The organism is Streptomyces scopuliridis RB72 (assembly GCF_000718095.1).
Taxonomy (GTDB): domain Bacteria; phylum Actinomycetota; class Actinomycetes; order Streptomycetales; family Streptomycetaceae; genus Streptomyces; species Streptomyces scopuliridis.
In genome coordinates, this window is sequence record NZ_JOEI01000016.1 from 24,163 (window position 1) to 49,211 (window position 25,049).

A 25,049-nucleotide genomic window follows, 5' to 3' on the forward strand; every position below is an offset into this window, starting at 1 on the left:
GCCGGCCCGGTCGTCACATGGTGCCGCAGTCCTCGCCCGTACAGCGGCCGAAGTCGGAGCCGACTCTGTCATCCTCCCTCGGCCCCTACGTCAAGCGGCCGGACCCGCCCCGAGGCAGATCCGGCCGCTCTCCGACCTACGTCACCCACTTCACCCGCTACTTCACCCGCTACTACTTCACGGGCTGAGGCTCCGGGTCCGGGTCCGGCGCGCTCTCCCGCTCCTCCGAGCCCTCCGGCCCCGCCGGCGTCCGTACCGAGTCGAGCAGCAGCTGCGCCACGTCCACGACCTGGAGGGACTCCTTCGCCCGGCCGGAGCCCGCGGCGGAGCCGCTATTGGACGCTTTCTTTCCGTTGACCGAGTCGGAGAGCATCACCAGACAGAACGGGCAGGCCGTCGACAGGATGTCCGGGTTCAGCGAAAGGGCCTCGTCCACCCGCTCGTCGTTGACGCGCTTGCCGATCCGCTCCTCCATCCACATCCGCGCGCCGCCCGCGCCACAGCAGAAGCCGCGCTCCTTGTGGCGGTGCATCTCCTCGTTCCGCAGACCGGGCACCTTCGCGATGATCTCGCGCGGCGGCGTGTAGATCTTGTTGTGCCGGCCCAGATAGCAGGGGTCGTGGTACGTGATCAGACCCTCGACCGGCGTGACAGGGACCAACTTGCCCTCGTCCACGAGGTGCTGGAGCAGTTGCGTGTGGTGGATGACCTCGTACTCGCCGCCGAGCTGCGGGTACTCGTTCGCGATCGTGTTGAAGCAGTGCGGGCAGGTCGCGACGATCTTCTTCGACGACTTCGGCTTCTTCGTCGTCTCATCGTCATCGTCCTCGCCGTATGCCATGTTCAGCATCGCGACGTTCTCCTGGCCGAGCTGCTGGAACAGCGGCTCATTGCCCAGGCGGCGGGCCGAGTCGCCCGTGCACTTCTCGTCGCCGCCCATGATCGCGAACTTGACGCCGGCGATGTGCAGCAGCTCCGCGAAGGCCTTGGTGGTCTTCTTGGCCCGGTCCTCCAGCGCGCCCGCGCAGCCGACCCAGTACAGGTAGTCGACCTCCGTCAGGTCCTCGATGTCCTTGCCGACGACCGGCACCTCGAAGTCGACTTCCTTCGTCCACTCCAGGCGCTGCTTCTTCGCCAGACCCCAGGGGTTGCCCTTCTTCTCCAGGTTCTTGAGCATCGTCCCGGCCTCGCTGGGGAAGGCGCTCTCGATCATCACCTGGTAGCGGCGCATGTCGACGATGTGGTCGACATGCTCGATGTCGACCGGGCACTGCTCCACACACGCACCGCAGGTGGTGCAGGACCACAGCACGTCCGGGTCGATGACGCCACCCGCGGCGAAGCCGCTGTCGGATACGGCCTCCAGCGTCCCGATCAGCGGGCGCTCGGCCTCCGCGAGGGCCGCGGCGGGCACCCCGGCCAGCTGCTCCTCGGTGCCCTTCTCCTCGCCCTCCATGGTCTTTCCGCCGCCGGCCAGCAGATACGGCGCCTTGGCGTGGGCGTGGTCGCGCAGCGACATGATCAGGAGCTTCGGGGAGAGCGGCTTGCCCGTGTTCCAGGCCGGGCACTGCGACTGGCAGCGGCCGCACTCCGTACACGTGGAGAAGTCGAGGATGCCCTTCCAGGAGAAGTGCTCGATCTGGGAGACACCGAAGACCGTTTCCTCGCCCCCCTCTTCATCAAGCACCGCCTCGAAGTCGATCTCCTTGCCGCCGCTCGTCATCGGCTGAAGGGCGCCGAGGGCTGTCCCGCCGTCCGCCTCGCGCTTGAACCAGATGTTGGGGAAGGCGAGGAAGCGGTGCCAGGCGACACCCATGTCGGTCTTGAGCGCGACCGTGATCATCCAGATGAAGGACGTCGCGAGCTTGATCAGCGCGACCAGGTAGACCAGGTTCTGGAGGGTGCTGAGGCTCAGCCCGTTGAACGCCGTGACCAGCGGGTACGAGACCAGATACGCCGCCTGGTACGAGTCGACGTGGTGCAGCGCGCCCTCAAGGCCGCGCAGGACCAGGATCGCCAGGCCGATGACGAGGATGACGGCCTCGACGAAGTACGCCTGGCCGAAGTTCGAGCCCGTGAAGCGGGACTTGCGGCCGGCGCGGCTGGGGAGCGAGAGCTGCCGGATGACGATCAGGGTCAGGATGCCGAGCGTCGTCAGCAGGCCGATGAGTTCGACGAAGACCTCGTACGGCGTCCAGTCGCCGATCACCGGCAGCAGCCAGTCGGCCCGGAAGAGCTGCCCGAAGGCGTTCACCAGGGTCAGTACGAGCGAGAAGAAGCCGACCGCGACGAACCAGTGCGCGACGCCGACCACGCCCCAGCGGTTCATCCGGGTGTGGCCGAGGAACTCCTTGGCCACGGTCAGGGTGCGCTGGGCGGGCTCATCGGTCCGCGTGCCCGCGGGGACGGGCCGGCCGAGCCGTACGAAGCGGTAGATCTGCGCGATGGCTCGGCCGAACAGCGCCACACCGACGACGGCGAGTACCAGCGACACGATGATCGCGGCGAGTTGCATTGGGGGCTCCTCGGGCCTGCGAGGGTGGGAAATCGGCCCACTCTTCCACGGGCGTCTGCTTTACGGGGACGGGCTACTGGCTTCCTGCTGCTCACTACCGATCATTACCGCTCAATACTGCTTACTAAGCGGTAACTTAATCGGTTCGTGCTGAGGTTACCCACTTCTCCCGCCGCAATGTAGCGGCGGAGCCGGTGATCTGTGTCGCTCAGGGGAGCCTCAGGGGCCTCGGGAGGGCCTCAGAGGGACTTGCGGGCCCTCAGCGCGCGTCCGGGCGTGCGCGCGAGGATCGCCAGGTCCAGGCCGATCCAGTGGTGCTCCACATAGTGCTGGTCGAGCAGTGGTGTCTCGTCCCACGGCAGCCCCGAGTGGCGCCGTACCTGCGCGAGACCGGTCAGGCCGGGCCGTACGAGCTGCCGCCACGGTGCCGCCCCCGCGGGGGAGCCGGGCTTCAGGGGCGCCGGCCCCACCAGGGACAGCTCGCCCCGTACGACATGGGGCAGCCGGGAGAGCAGGTCGAGCCGGAACAGACGGGTGCGCAGGGAACTCAACAGGAAGGGGTGGCCGTTGAGCCCTGTGCGGTAGTCGCGTACGAAAACGCCCCCGGCCGGCCGGGACAGCGCGAGGGTGAGGGCGGCTGCCGCGAGCAGGGGCGCGGTCAGTACGAGGAGGGCCGAGCCGAGGGTCAGATCCAGAAGGCGCTTGGGCTCCGGGGGGTGGGGCGGGCGCCAGGTCGTGGGGCGTCGCTTCAAGGTCACACCTGACCGTTCTGTTCACTATGTGTGCTCTGTTATGTTCGGCGGTGGTTTCGATCGTTTCGCTAATTTTGGGTTCTTTTGCCACGGAACGATCGCATGGTGAGAGCGTGACGGCCGGTCAGGCGGGCCCCATAGGCGCGTCCAGAAGCACCCGGAAGCCCCCGGAGACCGGACCGGCGCACGATAGTTGAGTCCCCTCGACTCAGGTCCTTTGACTCCCTGGGATCCGTGATGCATCCTTGAGTCAGTTCCACTCAAGTCAGCTGGAGGAATCGAAATGGCACGTGCGGTCGGCATCGACCTGGGCACGACTAACTCCGTCGTCAGCGTTCTCGAAGGCGGCGAGCCCACCGTCATCACCAACGCCGAAGGCGCCAGGACCACGCCGTCCGTCGTCGCCTTCGCCAAGAACGGCGAGGTGCTCGTCGGCGAGGTCGCCAAGCGCCAGGCAGTCACGAACGTCGACAGGACTATCCGGTCGGTCAAGCGCCACATGGGCACCGACTGGAAGATCAACCTGGACGGCAAGGACTTCAACCCGCAGCAGATGTCGGCCTTCGTGCTGCAGAAGCTGAAGCGGGACGCGGAGTCGTACCTGGGCGAGAAGGTCACCGACGCGGTGATCACCGTCCCCGCGTACTTCAACGACTCCGAGCGCCAGGCCACGAAGGAGGCCGGCGAGATCGCGGGCCTCAATGTGCTGCGTATCGTCAACGAGCCGACGGCGGCCGCCCTGGCCTACGGGCTCGACAAGGACGACCAGACGATCCTGGTCTTCGACCTCGGTGGCGGCACCTTCGACGTCTCGCTGCTGGAGATCGGTGACGGCGTCGTCGAGGTGAAGGCCACCAACGGTGACAACCACCTCGGTGGTGACGACTGGGACCAGCGTCTCGTCGACTTCCTGGTGAAGCAGTTCGCCAACGGCCACGGCGTGGACCTCTCCAAGGACAAGATGGCTCTCCAGCGTCTCCGCGAGGCCGCGGAGAAGGCGAAGATCGAGCTGTCGTCCTCGTCCGAGACCACGATCAACCTGCCGTACATCACGGCGTCCGCCGAGGGCCCGCTGCACCTCGACGAGAAGATCACGCGCTCCCAGTTCCAGCAGCTGACCGCGGACCTGCTCGACCGCTGCAAGACCCCGTTCCACAACGTCATCAAGGACGCTGGCATCCAGCTGTCCGAGATCGACCACGTGGTGCTCGTGGGTGGTTCGACGCGTATGCCCGCCGTCGCGGAGCTCGTCAAGGAGCTGACCGGTGGCCGCGAGGCCAACAAGGGTGTCAACCCCGACGAGGTCGTCGCCATCGGCGCCGTGCTCCAGGCCGGTGTCCTGAAGGGTGAGGTCAAGGACGTCCTGCTCCTCGACGTCACCCCGCTGTCCCTCGGTATCGAGACCAAGGGCGGCATCATGACCAAGCTGATCGAGCGCAACACGACGATCCCGACGAAGCGTTCGGAGATCTTCACGACGGCCGAGGACAACCAGCCGTCGGTGCAGATCCAGGTCTACCAGGGCGAGCGCGAGATCGCGGCGTACAACAAGAAGCTCGGGATGTTCGAGCTGACCGGTCTGCCGCCCGCGCCGCGCGGTGTGCCGCAGATCGAGGTCGCCTTCGACATCGACGCCAACGGCATCATGCACGTGGCCGCGAAGGACCTCGGCACCGGCAAGGAGCAGAAGATGACCGTCACCGGTGGCTCCTCGCTGCCGAAGGACGAGGTCAACCGGATGCGTGAAGAGGCCGAGCAGTACGCGGACGAGGACCACCGCCGCCGCGAGGCCGCGGAGACCCGCAACCAGGCCGAGCAGCTCGTCTACCAGACGGAGAAGTTCCTCAAGGACAACGAGGACAAGGTTCCCGGCGACATCAAGACCGAGGTCGAGACGTCCATCGCCGAGCTGAAGGAGAAGCTCAAGGGCGAGGACACCGCCGAGATCCGTACCGCCACGGAGAAGGTCGCGGCCGTCTCCCAGAAGCTCGGCCAGGCGATGTACGCCGACGCCCAGGCGTCCTCCGGCGCGGCCGCCGGCGGTGCCGAGGCCGGCGCGGGCGCCGGGCAGGCCAAGGCCGAGGACGATGTCGTCGACGCCGAGATCGTGGACGACGAGAAGCCCAAGAAGGATGGTGCGGCGTGACGGAGGAGACCCCGGGCTTTGACGAGAAGCCCGACGTTCCCTCCGGCGCGACCCCCGAAGATGCCGCGTCGAAGGGCGCCGAGTCCGACTCCGTACCGGAGCCGGGCCCGGCGGCCCCGGGCGGGGACGTACAGCAAGTCGCTCTGACGGCGCAGCTGGACCAGGTCCGTACGGCGCTCAACGAGCGCACGGCAGACCTCCAGCGGCTCCAGGCCGAGTACCAGAACTACCGCCGCAGGGTGGAGCGCGACCGGGTCACCGTCAAGGAGATCGCTGTCGCGAGTCTGCTGACCGAACTGCTGCCGGTCCTGGACGACATCGGCCGGGCGCGCGACCACGAGGAACTGGTCGGCGGGTTCAAGTCGGTGGCCGAGTCGCTGGAAGCGGTCACGGTGAAGCTGGGCCTCCAGCAGTTCGGTACGGAGGGCGAGCCCTTCGATCCGACGATTCATGAGGCCCTGATGCACTCGTATGCGCCGGATGTCACGGAAACGACGTGCGTCGCGATCCTTCAGCCTGGGTACCGGTTCGGCGAGCGGACGATCAGGCCCGCCCGGGTCGCGGTGGCCGAGCCCCAGCCGGGGGCCCAGCCCAAGGCCGCGGACGAGCCGGCCGAGTCCGCCAACGACAAGGAGAGCGGTGGCCCGGACGAGGGCTGACGCGACGGCAGGCAGTGAAGGCGGAGAGGAGGGACGTCGGGAATGAGCACGAAGGACTTCGTGGAGAAGGACTACTACAAGGTTCTCGGCGTCCCCAAGGACGCCACCGAGGCCGAGATCAAGAAGGCGTACCGGAAGCTCGCCCGCGAGTTCCACCCGGACGCCAACAAGGGCGACCTCAAGGCCGAGGAGCGCTTCAAGGAGATCTCCGAGGCGAATGACGTCCTCGGCGACCCCAAGCGGCGCAAGGAGTACGACGAGGCCCGCGCCCTCTTCGGCAACGGCGGGTTCCGGCCCGGTCCCGGTGCCGGGGGCAACGGCTCGTTCAACTTCGACCTGGGGGACCTCTTCGGCGGCGGCCCCGGGGGCACCCAGGGCGGACCCGGCGCCGGCGGCTTCGGCGGCGGGCTCGGGGACGTCTTCGGCGGGCTCTTCAACCGGGGCGGCGCCGGGACCCGTACGCAGCCGCGCCGCGGCCAGGACATCGAGTCCGAGGTGACGCTCAGCTTCACCGAGGCGGTCGACGGGGCCACGGTCCCGCTGCGGATGTCCAGCCAGGCGCCCTGCAAGGCGTGTTCGGGCACCGGCGACAAGAACGGCACACCGCGGGTCTGCCCGACCTGCGTGGGCACGGGACAGGTCTCGCGCGGCACCGGCGGCGGCTTCTCGCTGACCGACCCCTGTGTGGACTGCAAGGGCCGTGGGCTGATCGCCCAGGACCCGTGCGAGGTCTGCAAGGGCAGCGGGCGCGCCAGGTCCTCCCGGACCATGCAGGTCCGTATCCCGGCGGGCGTCAGCGACGGGCAGCGGATCAGGCTGCGCGGCAAGGGCGCTCCCGGCGAGCGCGGCGGCCCCGGCGGCGACCTGTATGTCGTCGTCCATGTCGACGCCCATCCGGTCTTCGGCCGCAAGGGCGACAACCTCACGGTCACCGTGCCCGTCACGTTCACGGAGGCGGCGCTCGGCGGCGAGGTGAAGGTCCCGACCCTGGGCGGTCCCGCGGTCACGCTCAAGCTTCCGGCGGGGACACCCAACGGCCGTACGATGCGTGCCCGCGGCAAGGGCGCGGTACGCAAGGACGGCACCCGTGGCGACCTGCTGGTCACCGTCGAGGTCGTCGTCCCCAAGGACCTCGACGCGCCCGCGCGGGACGCGCTGGAGGCCTACCGGAAGGCGACCGCGGCCGAGGACCCGCGGGCGGAGCTGTTCCAGGCGGCGAAGGGAGCATGACCTCATGGACGGGCGGCGGCGGCAGTCTTCATCGTTCACCAGGGCGTATCAGCTGACCGAGGAAACGCCGGTGTACGTCATCTCGGTGGCGGCACAGCTCTCCGGGCTGCACCCGCAGACGCTCAGGCAGTACGACCGCCTCGGTCTGGTCTCCCCGGACCGCACGGCGGGCAGGGGACGCCGCTATTCGGCCCGTGACATCGAGCTGCTCCGCCAGGTCCAGCAGCTGTCGCAGGACGAGGGCATCAATCTGGCCGGCATCAAGCGGATCATCGAGCTGGAGAACCAGGTCGCCGCGCTCCAGGCACGGGTCGCCGAGCTGTCGGCGGCGGTGGACGGCGCGGCGACGGCGATGCGTCAGCGCGAGGCGCAGGTGCACGCCTCGTACCGCAGGGATCTGGTGCCGTACCAGGATGTGCAGCAGGCGAGCGCGCTGGTGGTGTGGCGGCCCAAGCGGCCGACGGACTGAGCCCTATGTGGTGAGCCACGTGGGCTGAGGTGCACGTGTGCGCGCAGACGCCCGGTCGGGATTCCTGGCCGGGCGTTTGGTGTTGCTGCTCAGGGCGGTGGACTCTCGGCGTCGCTGGGAGATCAGGGAGCAGGGAACTCGGCGTCCTTGACCCGGGAGACGAAGGCGTCCCAGCCGTCCGTTGACAAGGACAGCGTCGGGCCCTGGGGGCACTTGGAGTCACGGACCGGGACTACGCCGTGGGGCAAGTGCCCCAGGTACGCCGAGGGTTCGGACAGCCCGTCCCTCTCACGGTTGCGATCGGCTGTCCGAGAGGACAACGAACGGCGCAGCCGGTTCCGCACCCTGGGGCGGCCGCTGTGAACGCGTTTCGTGCCGCGTGGGAATACCTGTGCCGGGTCAGACGGCGAAGGGCTTTGCGGCGTCGTCGGCGGGCTGTGATGTTTGAGCTGGCGGCGTTGCTGAATCAACTTGCCGCCATCTAAAACAGGTTGATCCAGGACGAACTTCAGAAACTCGATGAACCGGCGTTCTTTGAACCAGTCTTCGGGTGCTGGCCGGCGGTCGGCGGGGGCGGTGTGCTCCTGCATAGTTCCGCAGTGCACATCGGTGCAGCTGCATTTCTCTTGATCCGCGAGAGCCTGAACGGCAACCTGGAGGAAGTGACGACGACTGCCGCGGATTTTTCAATAGTCGGGTGCAGTCTTCGATCCAGAATATGGATTCGCTCAAGCGGCAGCTTCAGTTCAGTGATCAACGGCTCGCAACTGATCTCCATCTGGAAACACCAAGTCCTCTACAATCAACCCACTCAAAGGTGATAACTCATGTCCGAATCCAAGGCGGCCAAGGCCAGGCCTCTGGCGATCAAGGCGGGTACCATCGCCTCGCTCTCCGCAGCGATACTTCTCGGCGCAGCGTCGCTGGCCAGTGCCGACGGTTCAAGCGCGAAGCTCAACAACTGCTGGTCCACGTGGGGCAGCACAGGCTCTTCCGCACACTGTGTCAACACCTCGCAGACCGGCAGCTACCAGAATGAGGCATACTGCGGCGGTGTCGATACCAACAAAGCCTCCGGCTGGAGACAAATAACCAAGGGTTCGACAATCGACCCTTGGGGAAAGCTCGAATGTACCTTCTCTATTCGGTACTCGGATATCTGGTTCAAGGGTTAATTCATGGCATGTGCCCCTGAGGTGTCAGGGGCACATTGCCTTTTCTTATTCGGCAGAAAGTGAGCGATGGAGCCGCTTGTTCAAGTGACGGGTCTGGTTCAGGGGTACGGGAACCGGCAGGTCATACGTGGGATGGATCTGGCACTGGGTGTTGGGGTCTTCGGGCTGCTCGGCCCCAATGGCGCGGGGAAAACAACCCTGTTTCGCACGCTGGCCACTGTGACGCCTCCGCACGGCGGAAGCCTCACGATCTGCGGAGAAGAGGTGCTCTCCGAGGCGTCCGCCCGACGTGCTCGCAGGAATATCGGCTTCCTCCCCCAGGACTTCGCGTACTTCCCGTCCTACTCGGTCTACGATTTCGTCCGCTACTGCGCCTGGCTGCGTGATGTGCCCGAACGCGAGGCGGATCGGGCGACCCGGCTGGCGCTGGAGAAGGTGGACCTGGCCGACCGGGCCAAGGCCAGAATGAAGTCGCTGTCCGGCGGGATGGTCCGCCGGGCCGGTATTGCCTCCGCGATCGTCGGCGCTCCCAGGCTGCTTCTGCTTGATGAGCCCACCGTGGGGCTCGACCCGGCCCAGCGACTCGAATTCCGTTCACTCATACGGTCTTTGCGGGATGTAGCCGTTGTGCTGAGTACCCATCTCGTCGAGGATGTCGCCGCGCTGTGCGACGACGTGGCGGTGTTGACAGGCGGCAGCTTTGTCTTCCGTGGCACGCCCGCCGATCTCGCTGGACGGGCGACCGCGGACAGCGTTGGTGACAGCCCCCTCGAACAGGGCTATATGGCGGTGCTCGGTCAGGACCAGCGGGCGGCCGTCTGATGTGGTGGATCTACCGCACCGAAGTACGTCGCTCGGCCTTGCGATGGGCTCTGCCCGCGTTTGTCGCCGTTGATCTGCTCGTCTTGTTCGGTCGCAGTCGTCATTGGATCGGTGTCTGGCCCGAGGCAAGCGCCGCCGCCCAGATTCCGGCCTTCTACCTGGGACCGGCTCTTGCGGGTGCGGCGGCCTGGTCAGCCGCGTCGCGTCGGCGTAGCGGCGTCGTGGAACAACTGGCCGCTGCGGCGAAGTCGTCGTGGCGGGTCGAACTCGCCCAGTTGTCGGCGACGCTCACCTACGGTGTGCTCGCCTACACGCTCGGGGCGCTGACCGCAGCAGGCGTAACCGTTCCAGAAGCCGGGCCGGAATTCTGGTGGCCTGGCTACATCCTGCTGGGGCTGGCGCTGATCACCATTTGTACTGGTGTCGGCCATCTCCTGGGGCGCACCACCAAGTCGTTGTTCGCTGTACCGGTGATCTGTGCCCTCGGGTGCCTGGTGTTCCTCGGGGTCTTCGGGTTCGCGCCGGGCACAGGATCATCCGGCATCGGGCTCGCCGTATTGTCCGGCTATCCATACACCACGGTCTCCGCGCTGCCCCTGACGGCGCGGCTCCTGCTCGGCATCGGTCTTATCGCGCTCGCGGCGGGTGTCGGTTCACACTTGCGCTCGGCATCCGGTCGTCCCGGATGGCCGGGGCTACCGCTGGCCGGGCTTTCCGGGGTGGGGCTCGTGGCCATCGCCGTTGTTCTGTTCGTCACGGCCGGCCCCCTGCTGGCACAGCGCGAGGTGCCCGCCGACCCGCTCTGCACCCACAGCAAGCCGCAGATCTGCGTCTGGCCGGAAAGCCAAAAGTTCGTACCCGAGTTTGAGGCGATGTCAGCACGGATCGCCGCACTGCCGCCGGGGTTGATCAAGTCCCCTGACGTGTTCTACGAGGACGGAGTGCGGGGCGGTCCACTCGACATGGGCCGCGGTTTCTATATCTTCGAGGGCCAGACTTGGGACGCCGCCACTTCCATGGCGATCCGCCTCAACGAAGCATCATCTCCGCCCTACTGCGATCCGGTCGACGAAGCGGCCAACGATCACCGGCTGAAGGCTCAGTTGGAACTGATCTCGTGGCTTACCGTCCGGATCGCTGGCAACGGACAACCCGCAGCCATCCACGGAGGCCCCCCCGGCGTCGACCAGAAAGCCATCCGTGTGCTGGTCACCCGACCCGAGGCCGAGCAGGTGGCGTGGGCAACCGCCCGGTACAAGGTAGTCAGGGAGACGCCCTGTGCCTCAGAGTGAAGACCGCGGAACAGGAGAAGGTTCCGTGGCAGTGGCAACGAACCGGCCCCGGCCCCAAGAGTCGTCCAGCGGTCACCGTCACCGAGCCGTCAACGGGCGTGAACCAGCAGGTCCGGTCGTGAGATATCTGCGGCTGCACCGCCCGTACATCCTGATGGGCGGACTGGCCGCGCTGGCTGCCTGCCAAGCAGTCTTCGGTTCGCAGGCGGTCGCGATGCCTATCACGACCGGCACGGCGGACTCCACCGTCCATCTGCGGATGCTCCTCGCCGTGGCTTCCGCAGCCCTGGCTGTCGGCAGTCTCCACAGTAGGATGCAATCCTTCGAAGCAACGGCGACCGACCGGTTGAGACGGTTCCGGGCCATACATCTCACGGCGGTCACCGCACTCGCCGTCCTATTGTCCGGCAGCATCGAGCTGGTCTCCGGCACGGCGGAGAGCGCGACGACACTGGTCCGGGCTCAACTCGTCTGGACTGGTCTCGCCATACTCTCCGGACGGCTCTTCGGCTGGCTGCTCGCCTGGATTCTTCCCCTGGCAACCGTCTTTCCGCTGACGTATCTCGGCTGGGACACGATGAACCAGCCACGCTGGTGGAACTGGCTGTGGCAGGACGCGGCAAGCCCCGCCTGCTGGGCGCTGGCGATCAGCTCCCTCATCCTCGGGACTGGGGGCTTCCTCGGTACGCCATGGCGGCGGTATGCGTACGGGAAGCGGCTCACGCGGAGCGTACGGAACGGCTGACCTGCTGCACTAGGCTCGCCATTTCGGTTGGGGAGATGAGACGTCGCTGATCGTCAACTGTCAGGTGGGCGAGGTGTTTTCGCTGCCTGGGCATGACGGGGTCCCGGCGCGGTGGCCGGGTTCTCCGAGGGCTTTCGGGTCGTGGGCGGGCAGGGGGATGCCGGTCAGCCGGCGGGACGGGGCAGTGCGGTGAGGCGGTGGAAAGCCGTGGCGAGCTCGTGTTCTCAGGGCCATGTCGCCGATATCCGCAAGCGCAGGCGCAAGCGCAGGCGCCGGCCGCCGCGGGTGAGGCGTGCGACGACGTGCAGCAGCCGGTAGCGGAGCTTCTTCGGCTCGGCAGACGCAAGTTCGCCATCCAGCAGCAGGACGCGCATCCACGACAGCAGGTCAATCGCCGCGAGGGTGAGTTCCGGCCAGGCGGCATTGACGTTGAAGTCACGGGAGGGGAAGCGGCCGAAGCCGGTGCACTTGCCGCACCGGATGTGGTCCTCAACGCATGCATGGCCGCGGTGACGGGCCGCCAGGAACTGAGCGGAACCACCGCCGAGGTGAGGGGTGTCGGTGAGGAACACCTGATGCCGCAGGCCCTCGTCCTGGTCGTTGTGGTCTGCTGGACGGTTGGGTGCGAGCGAGGTCCCCGTCCCAAGCCTGACCAGCGGCATGGGCAGCACCCAACTCGCCTACTTCACCCCTGTCTTGGTCGTCATCGCCGTGATGTACTGCCTGGATCGGCAGCTCTACGAAGCCGAGACCACAGCGGTCCTACCCGTCCGCCAATTCGATCAAGGCGCCGTCATTCTCACTGCGGTCCTCGCGCACGCGGCCGGACTTGTGGTGGGGATGGACATCGCCCGGAACGCCACTCTTCTGCTCGCCCTCGCGCTCCTCATGCTCCGCCTCGCCAACGAGGCCACGGCAGCAGCAGCGGGGCTGATGTTCCTCGTCATCAACCTCATCCTTGGCCGCACCTACAACCCCGATGGCTAAACGACCCACACCTGGTGGGCCGTTGCCCTCTACCTTTCCGGCAGCGTGTCCGCGTGGCTGGTTGCGATTGCCCTTTTCGCGCTCGCACTCATGCTGGGATTCTCAAGGAATTCAGCTCCTCGTTGATGACTATGGATCCGAGACTCAAAAGGGCCTGTTCAAGGATGTAGCGGACGTGGGGGCCGCCGAAGGAGCCGTGGACGCCCGGCCGGGCGTCCACGGCTGACCGCGATGGCCATCAGCCGAGCTTGCGCTCGTCCGTGGCGGCCTCTGAGCTCCACCAGACACCGAGCGCGAACTGCGTGTCCACCCCGACGGCTTCGTAGAGCTTGTTGAGATCGCTGTTGACGGTGCGCAGGCTGACGCTCAACTCGGTGGCGATCTGCTTGAGGGTGCGGCCTTCTCTCAGCTTGTTGAGGATGCGGCGGGACCGGCCCGTCGTGACCGTCTCCGCCTTCTGTAGAAACCGGCCGCCCGCCCAGGGCTCAGCACGCTCCCACTGCTGGTCGTAGATGTGGTGAAAGAGAGCCACCATCCCGGGGTGTGTCACCTTGAAGGCGATGTCTCTGTTCGGCTCGCCTCGGTGGTCGGCGACTACGGCGAGTTTGTCGTCCACAAGGATCATGCGTTCAAAGGTCGTGGCAAGGGTGCGTACCTCCGCGCCGTGCTCGCTTACCATCGCGGCCCACTCCTGTTCCCCGGGCCGGGTACGCGCGGTGTCCGGATAAAGCGTCTGGTAGGCGACACCACGCCGCAGGACTTTGACGTCGGACTCGGCTGCCTTGCGCAGCGTCTCGGCCTTTCTGTCCTGGGGATGTGCCGTACGGATACGCGACGTCGCGGAATTCACCGCCTGGATGATGGCGGCGTTGACGAGTTCGATCCGGTCGAGGAATTCGATGCCGTTTCCGCTCGGCGATTCGATGTTTCTCATCTCGCGGTGCAGCTCGGAGAGCCGGCGCATGCGCTGAAGATGATGGGCGATGCCCGCGCGCTCCTCGGCCAGGGCGGTCTGCTCCGCGTGCCACAGGTCCGCCGAACTCCACCGGTCGTCATGCGGGTTGTGCACCGCCAGGCCGAGAGCGGCCAGTTCCGTGAGACCGGGTTCGGAGCCTGTGACCTGTTCGCCCTGAATGAGCCGGCGTAACAGGGTGCGTGTTTCATCTGATATGTCGAGTGATTCTTCGTTATGCGACGCTATGTCGGGTTCCATGTGTCCCTCCTGCGAGCTTCCGCAGTGCACATCAGTGCAGGCGTCTTTCGCTTGATCCGCGCGGGCCGGTCCCGCATTCTACAGAGAGTGACGGAAGATATCGGAAGGCCATCGGGCGCCGGGGCGGAATTGGGGCGCCTCTTCGCCGGGGTCACTGGCGAGGGCGGCTGAATGGCAATTCCTGGGTCAATCCGACTCGGCGCCCTGGTCCAGGATTCCCGACTGCGCGATGAGGTACCCGAGCTGAGCGCGGCTGCCGCTGCCGAGGGTGGTGGCGAGTTTGGCGATGTGCGCGCGGCACGTGCGTACGTTCATTCCGAGGCGGCGGGCGATGGCCTCGTCCACGTACCCCTCGATGAGGAGCTTGGCGATGGAGCGCTGGACGCCGGTGATGCCGACGGGCGTGGGCTCGTAGGAGACCTGTTCGGTCAGGGGGGTGGCGCGGCGCCACAACTGCTCGAAGACCTGGGCGAGATAGTCGACGAGCCCCGGATGGCGCAGTTCCAGTGCGACCTGCCGGTCGGAACGGGCCGGTATGTACGCGACGGTGCGGTCGAAGACGATCAGCCGCTCGATGAGCTCTTCCAGCGTTCGTATCTCGACCTTGCCCTCGGCCAGCCGCTCCGCGTAGGCGAGGGTGCCCTGGCTGTGCCGGACGGTGTGTTGGTACAGGGTGCGGATGCTGACGCCGCGGTCCACCACCGACCGGCCCCGCTCCAGGGCCTGGGCGAGCACATGCGCGCTGCGGCCGCCGCCGGGCTGCACGGTGAGCACTTCGGTGCGGCACTCGGCGGTGGAGAGGTCGAGCGCGGCGTTGATCCGGCTGTCGCCCTCCAGGACGGTGATCGCGTGCGTGGTGGGCGGGTCCTGGGCGCTGATGGTCATGAACGGCTCGAAAGCGTCGGTCAGTTCGACGGCGAAGTGCCGGCGCTCCTGGATCTCGCGCTCGATGGGGTGGAGACGCTGGGCCAGTGCCGCGGAGGGCGGAACTGGGCGTAGCCAGTCGGCATCGTCGGGATCGGGGTGCAGAAGCGGGAATTCCATGAGGCAGGGGGCCGCGGCGGCCTCGCTACGGGCGATCCGTCCGGAGCGCAACGCGCTGGCGTAAATCCGTCTGCCGTCATCACACAGCTCAGTCACAGCGTGGGGATGTGTCTGTTTTGTGTTGTTTGCTGGCAAAGCTCCACCCCCCAGGGTCCTGAACATACAGGAACATGATGCCTCGTTCCGGTGGTGTTGACGTGTCCGGGTGAGACATCGTCTAGATGGCGGGGGAGAGGAATCCATCAAGTGAGGACGAAGCCGACTATGTACAAGAGAATGCTTCGCGCGGTGGTTGTCACTGCTTTCTCTGCGGCTCTGGCCTATGGTGCGCTGGCTGTTGGGGCGGACATTGGCTGGACAACGCCTGCCGGATCTGCCGCCCAGGGTGTGGAGTCGGGCGACATCGGGTGGGGCCCGACGCCTGCTGGATCCGTGGATTCGGGTGACATCGGCTGGATCGTGAAGGCTGCTGGATCTACCACCGTGAGTCCGGGGTCCGGTGACATTGGCTGGGTGACTCCGCAGGCAACACCAAAGGACATCGGCTGGAACATCACGTCGGCCGACACCAGCGCATGACTGTCCCGCCGGACGACCGGGTCTTCCGGCGCGAGATGGCCACGGCCTACCGGTCGGGGTGGCACTTCATCGATCTCGTCACCGCTATTCCTCACCGTGGCGACTCGCTGATGGTCACCCTGTTCGGAGAGCCGATCGTCGTCGTACGCGAGGAGGACGAGGACGTCCGTGCCTACCGCTGCCTTCGGAGGCCGCGGGGGGCTCCGCAGCCGGTCCGGTGTGCCATCCGGTACGACATGATCTTCGTCAACCTCGACCAGCGTGACCACCAGTTGGTCGGATCGAATACCACCATCGCCACCCCCCGCAGTGCCTGAGCGATTCCCCCGTCGTTGTAAATCGCTCGGGCGCTTCCCCCACACAGCGGCGCCATCGTGGACCTGAAACACGATGGCGCCGTTGTGCTGCCCGCGTCCGGTTCCGCGCCCGGTTACGCGTGCGTGCGCGCAGGACTTCTCGGTCCCGGCGGTCAGCCGCGGCCGAGCGCCCGTTCCAGGGCGATCTCGATGACGACCCGGTCCGGGTTGGGCGCCGGCGTACGGTCGTAGCGCTCCGTGTAGCGGCTCACCGCGTCCGCGACCACCTCCGGCTCCGTACGGACCGTGGCGCGGCCCTCCAGCGTCGCCCAGCGGCCCTTCTTGACCTGGCACACCGCCACCCGCGCGCCCTCCGGTCCCGCCGCCAGGATGTTGGCGACCTTCGTGCTGTTCTTGCTGGTGATGACGCGGGCGAGCCCCGCCTCCGGGTCGTACGTCACGCCCACCGGCACCACATGCGGACTGCCGTCCGGACGCGGGGTGGTGAGGGTGCAGACATGGTGCTCGCGCCAGAAGGCGAGAAAATCGGGGCTGGGATCGCGTACGTCGTGGGCCATGCCGGAAGCCTAGAGCGGGTGACCCGCGAGCCGGGGGAGGGTGCCGGGGGGCGCGTGAGGCCGCCGGAGGGCGCGGAAACCCCGGGAGAGCGGCCCCGTTTCAGGCTTGAGTGGAATAGACTCAACTTTGCGCACGTTCCCGATGTCAGGGTCGGACGGAGACCCGAGGTTTGTGCAGGAGAGGAGAGGGCGCACGTGGACGCCGAGCTGACCAACAAGAGCCGGGATGCGATCAATGCCGCCACCAACCGGGCCGTGGCGGCCGGGCACCCCGATCTGACCCCCGCGCATCTGCTGCTCGCGCTGCTGGAAGGCCAGGACAACGAGAACATCACCGATCTGCTGGCCGCCGTCGAGGCGGACCAGGTCGCGGTACGGTCCGGAGCGGAGCGGCTGCTGGCCGCACAGCCCAGCGTGACGGGTTCCACCGTCGCGCCCCCGCAGCCCAACCGCGAGCTGCTCGCCGTCATCAACGACGCGGCTCAGCGGGCCAAGGAGCTGGGGGACGACTACCTCTCCACCGAGCACCTGCTGATCGGCGTCGCAGCCAAGGGGGGCCAGGCCGGGGAGGTGCTCGACCAGCAGGGGGCGGCCGCCAAGAGGCTGCTTGACGCGTTCGAGAAGGCAAGGGGAGGGCGCCGGGTGACCACACCCGACCCGGAGGGTCAGTACAAGGCCCTGGAGAAGTTCGGTACCGATTTCACGGCCGCTGCCCGCGAGGGCAAGCTCGACCCGGTGATCGGCCGGGACCAGGAGATCCGGCGTGTGGTGCAGGTGCTGTCACGCCGTACGAAGAACAACCCGGTGCTGATCGGCGAGCCCGGCGTCGGCAAGACCGCCGTCGTCGAGGGGCTCGCGCAGCGCATTGTCAAGGGCGACGTGCCGGAGTCGCTGAAGAACAAGCGGCTGGTTTCGCTGGACCTCGGTGCGATGGTGGCGGGCGCCAAGTACCGTGGCGAGTTCGAGGAGCGGCTCAAGACCGTTCTCTCCGAGATCAAGTCGAGCGACGGCCAGATCATCACCTTCATCGACGAGCTGCACACCGTCGTGGGCGCGGGCGCCGGCGGCGACTCCGCCATGGACGCCGGGAACATGCTCAAGCCGATGCTGGCCCGCGGCGAGCTGCGGATGGTCGGCGCGACCACGCTGGACGAGTACCGCGAGCGGATCGAGAAGGACGCGGCGCTGGAGCGGCGCTTCCAGCAGGTGCTGGTCGCCGAGCCGACCGTCGAGGACACCATCGCGATCCTGCGCGGGCTCAAGGGCCGGTACGAGGCCCACCACAAGGTGCAGATCGCGGACGCGGCGCTGGTCGCCGCCGCGACGCTCTCCGACCGCTACATCACCTCGCGCTTCCTGCCCGACAAGGCCATCGACCTCGTGGACGAGGCCGCGTCGCGGCTCCGGATGGAGATCGACTCCTCGCCCGTCGAGATCGACGAACTCCAGCGCTCCGTCGACCGCCTCCGTATGGAGGAGCTGGCGCTCAAGAACGAGTCCGACCCCGCCTCCAAGCAGCGGCTGGAGAAGCTCCGCCGCGACCTCGCCGACCGCGAGGAGGAGCTGCGCGGCCTCAACGCCCGCTGGGAGAAGGAGAAGCAGGGCCTCAACCGCGTCGGTGAGCTGAAGGAACGCCTGGACGACCTGCGCGGCCAGGCCGAGCGCGCCCAGCGCGACGGCGACTTCGACACCGCCTCCAAGCTGCTGTACGGCGAGATCCCCGGCCTGGAGCGCGAGCTGGAGGAGGCCGCCGAGGCCGAGCAGGAGGCCGCTAAGGACACCATGGTCAAGGAGGAGGTCGGCCCCGACGACATCGCCGATGTGGTCGGCTCCTGGACCGGCATCCCGGCCGGCCGGCTGCTGGAGGGCGAGACGCAGAAGCTGCTGCGCATGGAACAGGAGCTGGGCAAGCGGCTGATCGGCCAGAGCGAGGCGGTCCAGGCCGTCTCCGACGCGGTACGCCGTACCCGCGCCGGCATCGCCGACCCCGACCGTCCCACCGGCTCCTTCCTCTTCCTCGGCCCGACCGGTGTCGGCAAGACCGAGCTGGCGAAGGCGCTCGCGGACTTCCTCTTCGACGACGAGCGGGCCATGGTCCGTATCGACATGAGCGAGTACGGCGAGAAGCACTCGGTGGCCCGGCTGGTCGGCGCGCCTCCCGGCTATATCGGCTACGAGGAGGGCGGCCAGCTCACCGAGGCCGTGCGCCGGCGCCCGTACTCCGTGATCCTGCTGGACGAGGTGGAGAAGGCCCATCCCGAGGTCTTCGACATCCTGCTCCAGGTCCTGGACGACGGCCGGCTCACCGACGGCCAGGGGCGGACGGTGGACTTCCGCAACACCATCCTCGTCCTGACGTCGAACCTCGGCAGCCAGTATCTCGTCGAGCCGCTGACCAGCGAGGAGACCAAGAAGCAGCAGGTCCTGGAGATGGTACGGAGCTCCTTCAAGCCGGAGTTCCTCAACCGTCTCGACGATCTGGTGGTCTTCTCCGCCCTCTCGCGCGACGAACTGGCCCACATCGCCAAGCTCCAGATCAACCGCCTGTCCCGCCGCCTCGCGGAACGCCGGCTCACCCTGGACGTCACCCCGGCGGCGCTGGAATGGCTGGCCGACGAGGGCAACGACCCGGCCTACGGAGCCCGGCCCCTGCGCCGGCTGGTCCAGACGGCGATCGGCGACCGGCTCGCGAAGGAGATCCTCGCGGGCGAGGTCACGGACGGCGACACGGTCCGCGTGGACCGCTTCGAGGACGGCCTGATCGTGGGCGCGGCGTCTCCGGAGCCGACGGGCACGACCGGGACTACCGGGGCGACCGGGACGACCGGGACAGGGTCCGGGTCCGGGTCCGGCAAGACGCTCTGAGCCTGAGCGAGACGCTCTGAGCCCGAGGACACAGGGGCCGGTACGCGCGTGGGCGCCTACCGGCCCCTTTGTGCGCCGGATCGGCGGGCCGGGGTTGCCAGGGCCTCCCTGCTATGGGGGAGGATGGAAGGAACCGTACGAAGGGAAATACACGGTGAGCATCGACCCGTCCTCGATTCCGAATTTCGGGGGCCAGCCCCAACCGCAGGGTGCAGGACCGGCGGGCCCCGTCGTCCCCGACCAGGATCTGGTCAAGCAGCTCCTCGAACAGATGGAGCTGAAGTACGTCGTCGACGACGAGGGTGACCTCGCGGCGCCGTGGGAGGAATTCCGTACGTACTTCATGTTCCGCGGCGAGGAGGACCAGCAGGTCTTCTCCGTGCGGACGTTCTACGACCGGCCGCACCCGATCACGGACAAGTCGAAGGTCCTCGACGCGATCGACGACTGGAACCGTCGCACGCTGTGGCCCAAGGTCTACACCCACATCCACGAGGAGGGTGACGGTCCCCCCACCGTCCGGCTCATCGGCGAGGCCCAGATGCTGATCGGCATGGGGGTCAGCCTGGAGCACTTCGTGTCGTCCACGGTCAGCTGGGTGCGCGCGTCGATCGAGTTCGACAAGTGGCTCGTCGAGCAGTTCGGCCTGGAGCCGGGCGACGAGAAGCCCGAGGACGCCTGAGACCGCGGACTGCGCTGAACGACAGCCCGGCCGGCGCCGCGATCGTCTGCGATCGCGGCCCTGAGCCGGGCTTTCGCGTACCGCGAGCAGCTACAGGCCGCGCAGGCGTGACACGGCCTCCTCCAGAACACCGGTCCGTTTGCAGAAGGCGAACCGTACGAACGGAGCGCCCTGCTTCTGGTGGTCGTAGAAGACGGCGTTGGGGACGGCGACCACGCCGCACCGTTCCGGCAGGGCGCGGCAGAAGGCGAAGCCGTCGCTCTCCCCGAGCGGCCGGATGTCGGTCGTCACGAAGTAGGTGCCGGCCGGGCGGTAGACCTCGAAACCGGCCGCCGCCAGGCCCGCCGAGAGCAGATCGCGTTTGGCGCGCAGATCGGCGCGCAGCCCTTCGAGGTAGCTCTCCGGCAGCCGCAGGGCCTCCGCGATCGCGTACTGGAACGGGCCCGACGCCACATACGTCAGGAACTGCTTGGCCGAGCGCACCGCCGTCACCAGCTCCGGCGTCCCCGTCACCCAGCCCACCTTCCAGCCGGTGAACGAGAAGGTCTTGCCCGCGGAGCTGATCGTCAGGGTCCGCTCGCGCATGCCGGGGAACGAGGCGAGCGGGATGTGCTCGCCCTCGAAGACCAGGTGTTCGTACACCTCGTCGGTGACGACCAGCAGATCACGTTCGACGGCGAGTTCCGCGACGGCGGCCAGTTCCTCGCGGGTGAGGACCGTGCCGGTGGGGTTGTGCGGGGTGTTGAGGAGGATGAGGCGGGTGCGGTCGGTGACGGCGTCCCGCAGCTCGTCCAGGTCCAGGTGGTACGCGCCGTTCCGGGGGCGCAGGGTGACCGGGACGCGGGTGCCGCCCGCCATGCCGATACAGGCGGCGTACGAGTCGTAGTACGGCTCCAGCGCGATCACCTCGTCACCGGATTCGACCAGGGCGAGCAGCGCGGCGGCGATCGCTTCGGTGGCGCCCGCCGTGACCAGGACCTCGGTGTCCGGGTCGTGGACCAGTCCGTAGCGTTTGAGCTGGTGTTCGGCGATCGCGGTGCGCAGTTCGGGGACGCCGGGACCCGGCGGGTACTGGTTGCCCTTGCCCTCGCGCAGCGCCCGTACCGCCGCCTCCCTGACCTCCTCGGGGCCGTCGGTGTCGGGGAAACCCTGGCCGAGGTTGATCGCGCCGGTGCGTACGGCCAGCGCCGACATCTCCGCGAAGATCGTGGTGCCGCCGAGCCATTCTTTGGTCATGGCCGCCATCCTGTGCCGAACCTCTGGAGTTGCTCAAGTCGGCTTTGGGTACAGGGCGCCGGGGGGACACCCAGAACACGCGATGAGTTCACGCGACAAGTTCAGGCGGGAAGCCGGTCAGTGCGGAGCCGGTCGCGCGACAGCGCGGGGTTTCGCTACGGGGGAACAGAAGGACGGTGAGGACGATGGTTGGCGTAGGAGTGGTGGTCGTACTGGTCGCGGTCGCGTTCGTCGGGGTCGTGGCGAGCGTGGGCAGCAGGGACAAGCGCACGAAGCCGCGCGGTACGGCGCGTAACCGCGCTGCGAGCCCCTCGCTGAAGAAGAGGGGCGCCAAGCGCCGCTCCAACGGCAGTTGGTGGGCCGGCGGCAGCGGCAGTGGCAGCGGCGGTAGCGGTGGTGCGTCGTGCGGCGGCGGGAGTTCGTCCTGCGGCGGCGGTTCTTCGTGCGGCGGTGGTTCGTCGTGCGGCGGGGGCGGCGGTGGCGGGGGTTGCGGCGGAGGAGGCAGCTGACACGGGGCAGCTGATCCGCTGTCACGACGGTGCCCGGTGGGGGACGAACTCCCGCCGGGCATCTCCGTGTTGGCGGCTCCGGCCGTTCGGACGGCAGGACCGGGCCTTCTCCGCCGCGGTTTTGGTTGAACAGTTGAACCCTTGGGCCCCCGAGGGGATGGAAACCCCTTCAAGTTGGGTAAAAACACTGTGAGCGTCGCGTACTTCGTGCTTCCCTCGCTGTTGAGAGCTTCCAGCCCTCGGACCTGATACGGAACCGAGCAGGCGAGCTCCCCCCACAAGCCACTCGCTCATCGTCCGGGACATCCCCGGTCCACCCGTCAAGCGTGTTTGCGGAGCCGACCCATGCTCACCACCCTCAATACCGCCTACACCGACACCCGCGCCGCTGATCTGGCCTGGGCGTTGGGCCGGGAGCCGGTCCCCGCCCTGGCCGTCCTCGACCTCGATCTCGCGGGCGCCGGGCTCCAGCTGAGGCTGCTCGGCGCCTCTCACCAGGTGATTCTGGAGGAGGAGCGGGGCACCTGCTCCGAGACCGTCGCCTGTATCCCGGGCAGCAGCACACCACTGCCGCTCGGTGTCTCCAAGCGGCTCGGGGACTGGGAGTACGAATTCGCCGCCCGCGTCGAGACGCTCTCCCAGGGCTCGTTCGCCGGGCGCGCGCAGGAACTGCTCGCACTGGTCGCCGACCACCCGAACGGATTGGCGGGGACGTTCCCCGGCGCCCCGAACGCCTTCACCGCGATGCTGGCGCAGCGCGACGGCGGCCAGGTCCGATGGCGTACCTGGCATGCGTATCCACAGGAAGGCCGTCTGGTCGCCACTCGGACGCGGGTGGGGGTCCGTATGCCTGCCGTGCTGTAGATACACCCGTGTGGGTGACAAACCGCAATGAATTCGTGACGTAGCGTTACGAACATGATCGAGCAGTCCGTGTCCTCGCCGCCCCGAGGTGGCGCGCGGCTTCCCGTGCGCGCGGACGCCGGGCGTTTCCTGATCCTCACCGTGGTCTTCATCTGCGCCGCGTGCGGGCTGGTGTACGAGCTGGAGCTGGTCGCGCTCGCCTCGTATCTGATCGGGGACTCCGTTACGCAGGCCTCGGTCGTCCTCTCGGTGATGGTCTTCGCGATGGGCGTCGGTTCACTGCTCGCGAAGCGGCTGCGGTGCCGCGCCGCGTTCGGATTCGGGCTGCTGGAAGCGGCGTTGGCGCTGCTGGGCGGTTCCTCCGCACTCGTGCTGTACGCGAGCTTCATATGGCTGGGGGAGTCCCGCTACGCCGTGGTCGGCTTCTCGGTGGCCATCGGCATCCTCATCGGCGCCGAGATCCCGCTGCTGATGGCGCTCATCCAGCGGTTCTCCCGGCAGGACGCGGAGGGGACGGTCGCGGATCTCTTCGCGGCCGACTATGTGGGCGCGCTCGTCGGCGGGCTGGCTTTCCCGTTCCTGCTGCTGCCCTGGCTGGGCCAGCTGACGAGCGCGCTGCTGACGGGCGCGGTGAACGCGGTGGCGGGGGGCGGGCTGGTGCTCTGGCTCTTCCGGCGCGATCTGACGCCGCGCTCCCGCTGGGTGCTGGTGACCGTCAACGTGCTGGTGCTGGCCCTGCTCGCCACGGCTGCCGCCCTGGTGGACGACTTCGAACGGGCGGCGCGGCGGGCGGTCTACGGCGACCAGGTGCGGGTCGCCCTCCACACAGGCGTCCAGGAAGTCGTCATCACGGGCGGCCGGAGCGGGCCGCTGGAGCTGTACCTCGACGGGCGGCTGCGGGTCAGCGCGCGCGACGAGTTCCGCTACCACGAGGCGCTGGTACATCCCGCGATGCGCGGGCCGCACGCGCGGGTGCTGATCCTGGGCGGGGGCGACGGGCTGGCCGCGCGTGAGGTCCTGCGGTACGGGGACGTCCGCGAGGTCACGGTCGTCGAGCTGGACCCGGGGGTCGTCCGGCTGGCCCGTACGGATCCCGCGCTGCGGGAGCTGAACGGGGGGGTGTACGGGGACGGGCGGGTGAAGGCGGTGTACGCGGACGCGTTTACGTGGCTACGTGGGGCGAGGGACGCGGGGGACGCCGGAGGCGTCGGGGGCGGTGGGAGTGGCGCGTACGACGTGGTCATCTCGGATCTGCCGAATCCCGGCGTGACGGCGAGTACGAAGCTGTACTCCGAGGAGTTCTACGGCCTGGCCACGCGCGTGCTGGCGGACGGCGGACGGCTGGCGGTGCACGCGGGGTCGCCGGCGACGCAGCGGCGTACGTACTGGACGGTGGACGCGACGTTGCGGGCGGCCGGGTTCGGGACCACGCCGTACCACGCGACGGGATGGCCATCGGGCTTCGCGGCGGGCCCCGACCGGGTCAAGGACGGCACGCCGGCTGTGAGCGACTGGGGGTTCGAGCTGGCGGGGGTGGGCGCGAGCCCGAGGCTGGGGCTGGCGCGGGACGTGCCGCGGTTGAGGTCGCTGGAGGGGGCGATGCTGGTGGCGGGGGCGAGGGGGGTGGAGCGGACGCGGGTGCGGGGGCTGCCGCCGTCGACGCTGGTGCATCCGCGGTACGGGGGGTGACGGTCGCCTCCCGGCGGTGCGCCTCCGGCGGGGGGCGTGGTGCGGGTCGCGGTGTCTCGTGCCGGGTGCCGGGGCGGTGCGCCGTCCGGCGGGGGTGCGGGTCGCGGTGTCTGGTGCCGGGTGCCGGGGCCTCCGGAGGTGCGTGTCCGGACTGCTTTCCTCACCGCGCTTCGCGCGAGCTGCGACGCTTTACGTCCGGACACCCCGCCCGCCCTCGCGCACGGACCCGTTGCTTGTGCGGGCGGTGAAGGGGGGCGCGCAGGGGTCGTGTCCGGGACACTAAAGCGTGTGGCCAGATCCGCGCCGTAAATCATGCCGTCCCGGGCGCGAGCCCCGGAGCGCACCCCGGCAACAACCCGCACCCGGACCACCGGCCCCAGGCCACAGACGACCGCACCCCCGACCACGACCCCCCGCCGGAGGCGAACCGCGCCACCCGGCAACAACCCGCACCCGACCACCGGCCCCAGGCCACAGACGAACGCACCCCCGACCACGACCCCCCGCCGGAGGCGAACCGCGCCACCCGGCAACAACCCGCACCCGGACCACCTGCCCCGGCCAAAGACGAACGCACCCCGGACCACGACCCCCCGCAGGACGCGCACCGCACCACCCGGCAACAACCCGCACCCGGAAACCGGCCCCAGCCGAAACGCACCCAGGACCACGACCCCCGCCGGAGGCGAAGCGCGCGACCCG

Annotated in this window: 24 protein-coding genes and 2 pseudogenes; 18 read left to right on the top strand and 8 right to left on the bottom strand. The window is 68.2% G+C overall.

The window, feature by feature from the left end; all coding sequences use genetic code 11:
* The first annotated feature begins 17 nt into the window (after positions 1–17).
* A complete protein-coding gene (locus IF11_RS41380) occupies positions 18–188 on the top strand; it encodes a hypothetical protein (RefSeq protein ID WP_165840648.1) in 171 nt (56 codons plus the stop codon).
* On the opposite strand, the gene IF11_RS0120785 is transcribed toward IF11_RS41380, so the two are convergent.
* Together IF11_RS0120785 and IF11_RS0120790 are read right to left on the bottom strand one after the other, a co-directional pair.
* On the bottom strand, positions 173–2,515 hold the full coding sequence (locus tag IF11_RS0120785) for a (Fe-S)-binding protein (protein WP_030353170.1): 2,343 nt from the start codon (positions 2,513–2,515) through the stop codon (positions 173–175). The genes IF11_RS41380 and IF11_RS0120785 overlap by 16 nt on opposite strands.
* Positions 2,516–2,754: 239 nt before the next feature.
* Entirely contained in the window at positions 2,755–3,267 is a 513-nt protein-coding gene (locus IF11_RS0120790) for a sugar transferase (RefSeq protein ID WP_420894587.1), read from the bottom strand.
* A gap of 283 nt (positions 3,268–3,550) precedes the next feature.
* Here IF11_RS0120790 and dnaK point away from each other — a divergent pair, with 283 nt between their 5' ends.
* From dnaK to IF11_RS0120810, 4 genes are read left to right on the top strand one after another with little or no spacing between them, the layout of a single operon-like run.
* Positions 3,551–5,413, top strand: coding sequence for a molecular chaperone DnaK (dnaK, locus tag IF11_RS0120795; RefSeq protein WP_030353172.1), 1,863 nt, complete (start codon positions 3,551–3,553; stop codon positions 5,411–5,413).
* Positions 5,410–6,072 carry a nucleotide exchange factor GrpE gene (grpE, locus tag IF11_RS0120800; RefSeq protein WP_030353173.1) on the top strand — a complete coding sequence of 221 codons (663 nt, stop codon included), beginning with the start codon at positions 5,410–5,412 and terminating at the stop codon, positions 6,070–6,072. Before dnaK ends, grpE begins: the two co-directional genes overlap by 4 nt.
* A gap of 42 nt (positions 6,073–6,114) precedes the next feature.
* The gene (gene dnaJ, locus IF11_RS0120805) at positions 6,115–7,302 is read left to right on the top strand and encodes a molecular chaperone DnaJ (protein ID WP_030353174.1); all 1,188 of its coding nucleotides are present in this window, start codon (positions 6,115–6,117) and stop codon (positions 7,300–7,302) included.
* A gap of 4 nt (positions 7,303–7,306) precedes the next feature.
* Positions 7,307–7,771 (top strand): heat shock protein transcriptional repressor HspR, encoded by a 465-nt coding sequence (locus tag IF11_RS0120810; protein ID WP_030353175.1) that lies wholly within the window; start codon positions 7,307–7,309, stop codon positions 7,769–7,771.
* Positions 7,772–7,893: 122 nt separating this feature from the next.
* Here the strand turns inward: IF11_RS0120810 and IF11_RS42965 are convergent, their stop codons facing one another.
* The gene (locus tag IF11_RS42965) at positions 7,894–8,361 is read right to left on the bottom strand and encodes a DUF397 domain-containing protein (protein ID WP_078490811.1); all 468 of its coding nucleotides are present in this window, start codon (positions 8,359–8,361) and stop codon (positions 7,894–7,896) included.
* Here IF11_RS42965 and IF11_RS41385 point away from each other — a divergent pair.
* The 5 genes from IF11_RS41385 (at position 8,263) to IF11_RS0120830 (ending at position 11,805) form a co-directional block, all read left to right on the top strand.
* Positions 8,263–8,592: a hypothetical protein gene (locus IF11_RS41385; protein WP_169746438.1), complete on the top strand. Its 330-nt coding sequence runs from the start codon at positions 8,263–8,265 to the stop codon at positions 8,590–8,592. The two genes, IF11_RS42965 and IF11_RS41385, sit on opposite strands and share 99 nt — an antisense overlap.
* A 6-nt stretch (positions 8,593–8,598) precedes the next feature.
* A complete protein-coding gene (locus IF11_RS40965; protein WP_133243246.1) occupies positions 8,599–8,946 on the top strand; it encodes a hypothetical protein in 348 nt (115 codons plus the stop codon).
* Between the two features lie 132 nt (positions 8,947–9,078).
* Entirely contained in the window at positions 9,079–9,768 is a 690-nt protein-coding gene (locus tag IF11_RS0120820) for an ATP-binding cassette domain-containing protein (RefSeq protein ID WP_240627671.1), read from the top strand.
* Positions 9,768–11,060 (top strand): hypothetical protein, encoded by a 1,293-nt coding sequence (locus IF11_RS0120825; protein ID WP_051746098.1) that lies wholly within the window; start codon positions 9,768–9,770, stop codon positions 11,058–11,060. Before IF11_RS0120820 ends, IF11_RS0120825 begins: the two co-directional genes overlap by 1 nt.
* 118 nt (positions 11,061–11,178) lie before the next feature.
* Positions 11,179–11,805 carry a hypothetical protein gene (locus tag IF11_RS0120830; protein WP_030353178.1) on the top strand — a complete coding sequence of 209 codons (627 nt, stop codon included), beginning with the start codon at positions 11,179–11,181 and terminating at the stop codon, positions 11,803–11,805.
* Between the two features lie 224 nt (positions 11,806–12,029).
* On the opposite strand, the pseudogene IF11_RS36820 reads toward IF11_RS0120830, so the two are convergent.
* Positions 12,030–12,404, bottom strand: a pseudogene (locus IF11_RS36820) (transposase); the annotation flags it as partial.
* Positions 12,405–12,465: 61 nt separating this feature from the next.
* On the opposite strand from IF11_RS36820, the gene IF11_RS0120840 reads away from it, so the two are divergent.
* Positions 12,466–12,792 (top strand): hypothetical protein, encoded by a 327-nt coding sequence (locus tag IF11_RS0120840; protein ID WP_030353179.1) that lies wholly within the window; start codon positions 12,466–12,468, stop codon positions 12,790–12,792.
* A 238-nt stretch (positions 12,793–13,030) separates the two neighbouring features.
* On the opposite strand, the gene IF11_RS0120845 is transcribed toward IF11_RS0120840, so the two are convergent.
* Both IF11_RS0120845 and IF11_RS0120850 read right to left on the bottom strand, forming a co-directional pair.
* On the bottom strand, positions 13,031–14,005 hold the full coding sequence (locus tag IF11_RS0120845) for a hypothetical protein (protein ID WP_030353180.1): 975 nt from the start codon (positions 14,003–14,005) through the stop codon (positions 13,031–13,033).
* Positions 14,006–14,191: 186 nt separating this feature from the next.
* Positions 14,192–15,211, bottom strand: a complete 1,020-nt coding sequence (locus IF11_RS0120850) for a helix-turn-helix transcriptional regulator (protein ID WP_078490812.1) — start codon at positions 15,209–15,211, stop codon at positions 14,192–14,194.
* 102 nt (positions 15,212–15,313) lie between these two features.
* On the opposite strand from IF11_RS0120850, the gene IF11_RS39085 reads away from it, so the two are divergent.
* The gene (locus tag IF11_RS39085; RefSeq protein ID WP_078490825.1) at positions 15,314–15,628 is read left to right on the top strand and encodes a hypothetical protein; all 315 of its coding nucleotides are present in this window, start codon (positions 15,314–15,316) and stop codon (positions 15,626–15,628) included.
* A complete protein-coding gene (locus IF11_RS0120855; protein WP_030353182.1) occupies positions 15,625–15,945 on the top strand; it encodes a Rieske (2Fe-2S) protein in 321 nt (106 codons plus the stop codon). The genes IF11_RS39085 and IF11_RS0120855 overlap by 4 nt, the downstream gene beginning before the upstream one ends.
* Before the next feature lie 152 nt (positions 15,946–16,097).
* Here IF11_RS0120855 and IF11_RS0120860 read toward each other — a convergent pair whose 3' ends face one another.
* A complete protein-coding gene (locus IF11_RS0120860) occupies positions 16,098–16,502 on the bottom strand; it encodes a pyridoxamine 5'-phosphate oxidase family protein (protein WP_030353183.1) in 405 nt (134 codons plus the stop codon).
* 195 nt (positions 16,503–16,697) lie between these two features.
* Here IF11_RS0120860 and clpB point away from each other — a divergent pair.
* A pseudogene (gene clpB / locus IF11_RS0120865) lies at positions 16,698–19,280 on the top strand (ATP-dependent chaperone ClpB); the annotation flags it as partial.
* Between the two features lie 241 nt (positions 19,281–19,521).
* Positions 19,522–20,049, top strand: a complete 528-nt coding sequence (locus IF11_RS0120870; protein WP_030353185.1) for a YbjN domain-containing protein — start codon at positions 19,522–19,524, stop codon at positions 20,047–20,049.
* A gap of 90 nt (positions 20,050–20,139) precedes the next feature.
* On the opposite strand, the gene IF11_RS0120875 is transcribed toward IF11_RS0120870, so the two are convergent.
* Positions 20,140–21,285, bottom strand: a complete 1,146-nt coding sequence (locus IF11_RS0120875; protein ID WP_240627670.1) for a pyridoxal phosphate-dependent aminotransferase — start codon at positions 21,283–21,285, stop codon at positions 20,140–20,142.
* Between the two features lie 185 nt (positions 21,286–21,470).
* On the opposite strand from IF11_RS0120875, the gene IF11_RS39090 reads away from it, so the two are divergent.
* The 3 genes from IF11_RS39090 (at position 21,471) to IF11_RS0120885 (ending at position 24,347) form a co-directional block, all read left to right on the top strand.
* Entirely contained in the window at positions 21,471–21,794 is a 324-nt protein-coding gene (locus IF11_RS39090; protein WP_037728196.1) for a hypothetical protein, read from the top strand.
* A 345-nt stretch (positions 21,795–22,139) separates the two neighbouring features.
* Entirely contained in the window at positions 22,140–22,658 is a 519-nt protein-coding gene (locus IF11_RS0120880; protein ID WP_030353187.1) for a DUF2617 family protein, read from the top strand.
* A gap of 54 nt (positions 22,659–22,712) precedes the next feature.
* Positions 22,713–24,347 carry a polyamine aminopropyltransferase gene (locus tag IF11_RS0120885; protein ID WP_030353188.1) on the top strand — a complete coding sequence of 545 codons (1,635 nt, stop codon included), beginning with the start codon at positions 22,713–22,715 and terminating at the stop codon, positions 24,345–24,347.
* The last annotated feature ends 702 nt before the right edge of the window (positions 24,348–25,049 follow it).

Coding starts and splice junctions, on each gene's coding strand:
- IF11_RS41380 (WP_165840648.1), top strand. CDS start 18: ATGGTGCCGCAGTCCTCGCCCGTACAGCGGCCGAAGTCGGAGCCGACT.
- IF11_RS0120785 (WP_030353170.1), bottom strand. CDS start 2,515: ATGCAACTCGCCGCGATCATCGTGTCGCTGGTACTCGCCGTCGTCGGT.
- dnaK (WP_030353172.1), top strand. CDS start 3,551: ATGGCACGTGCGGTCGGCATCGACCTGGGCACGACTAACTCCGTCGTC.
- dnaJ (WP_030353174.1), top strand. CDS start 6,115: ATGAGCACGAAGGACTTCGTGGAGAAGGACTACTACAAGGTTCTCGGC.
- IF11_RS0120810 (WP_030353175.1), top strand. CDS start 7,307: ATGGACGGGCGGCGGCGGCAGTCTTCATCGTTCACCAGGGCGTATCAG.
- IF11_RS42965 (WP_078490811.1), bottom strand. CDS start 8,361: ATGCAGGAGCACACCGCCCCCGCCGACCGCCGGCCAGCACCCGAAGAC.
- IF11_RS40965 (WP_133243246.1), top strand. CDS start 8,599: ATGTCCGAATCCAAGGCGGCCAAGGCCAGGCCTCTGGCGATCAAGGCG.
- IF11_RS0120820 (WP_240627671.1), top strand. CDS start 9,079: ATGGATCTGGCACTGGGTGTTGGGGTCTTCGGGCTGCTCGGCCCCAAT.
- IF11_RS0120825 (WP_051746098.1), top strand. CDS start 9,768: ATGTGGTGGATCTACCGCACCGAAGTACGTCGCTCGGCCTTGCGATGG.
- IF11_RS0120840 (WP_030353179.1), top strand. CDS start 12,466: ATGGGCAGCACCCAACTCGCCTACTTCACCCCTGTCTTGGTCGTCATC.
- IF11_RS0120845 (WP_030353180.1), bottom strand. CDS start 14,005: ATGGAACCCGACATAGCGTCGCATAACGAAGAATCACTCGACATATCA.
- IF11_RS0120850 (WP_078490812.1), bottom strand. CDS start 15,211: ATGTTCAGGACCCTGGGGGGTGGAGCTTTGCCAGCAAACAACACAAAA.
- IF11_RS39085 (WP_078490825.1), top strand. CDS start 15,314: ATGTACAAGAGAATGCTTCGCGCGGTGGTTGTCACTGCTTTCTCTGCG.
- IF11_RS0120855 (WP_030353182.1), top strand. CDS start 15,625: ATGACTGTCCCGCCGGACGACCGGGTCTTCCGGCGCGAGATGGCCACG.
- IF11_RS0120860 (WP_030353183.1), bottom strand. CDS start 16,502: ATGGCCCACGACGTACGCGATCCCAGCCCCGATTTTCTCGCCTTCTGG.
- IF11_RS0120875 (WP_240627670.1), bottom strand. CDS start 21,285: ATGACCAAAGAATGGCTCGGCGGCACCACGATCTTCGCGGAGATGTCG.
- IF11_RS39090 (WP_037728196.1), top strand. CDS start 21,471: ATGGTTGGCGTAGGAGTGGTGGTCGTACTGGTCGCGGTCGCGTTCGTC.
- IF11_RS0120880 (WP_030353187.1), top strand. CDS start 22,140: ATGCTCACCACCCTCAATACCGCCTACACCGACACCCGCGCCGCTGAT.
- IF11_RS0120885 (WP_030353188.1), top strand. CDS start 22,713: ATGATCGAGCAGTCCGTGTCCTCGCCGCCCCGAGGTGGCGCGCGGCTT.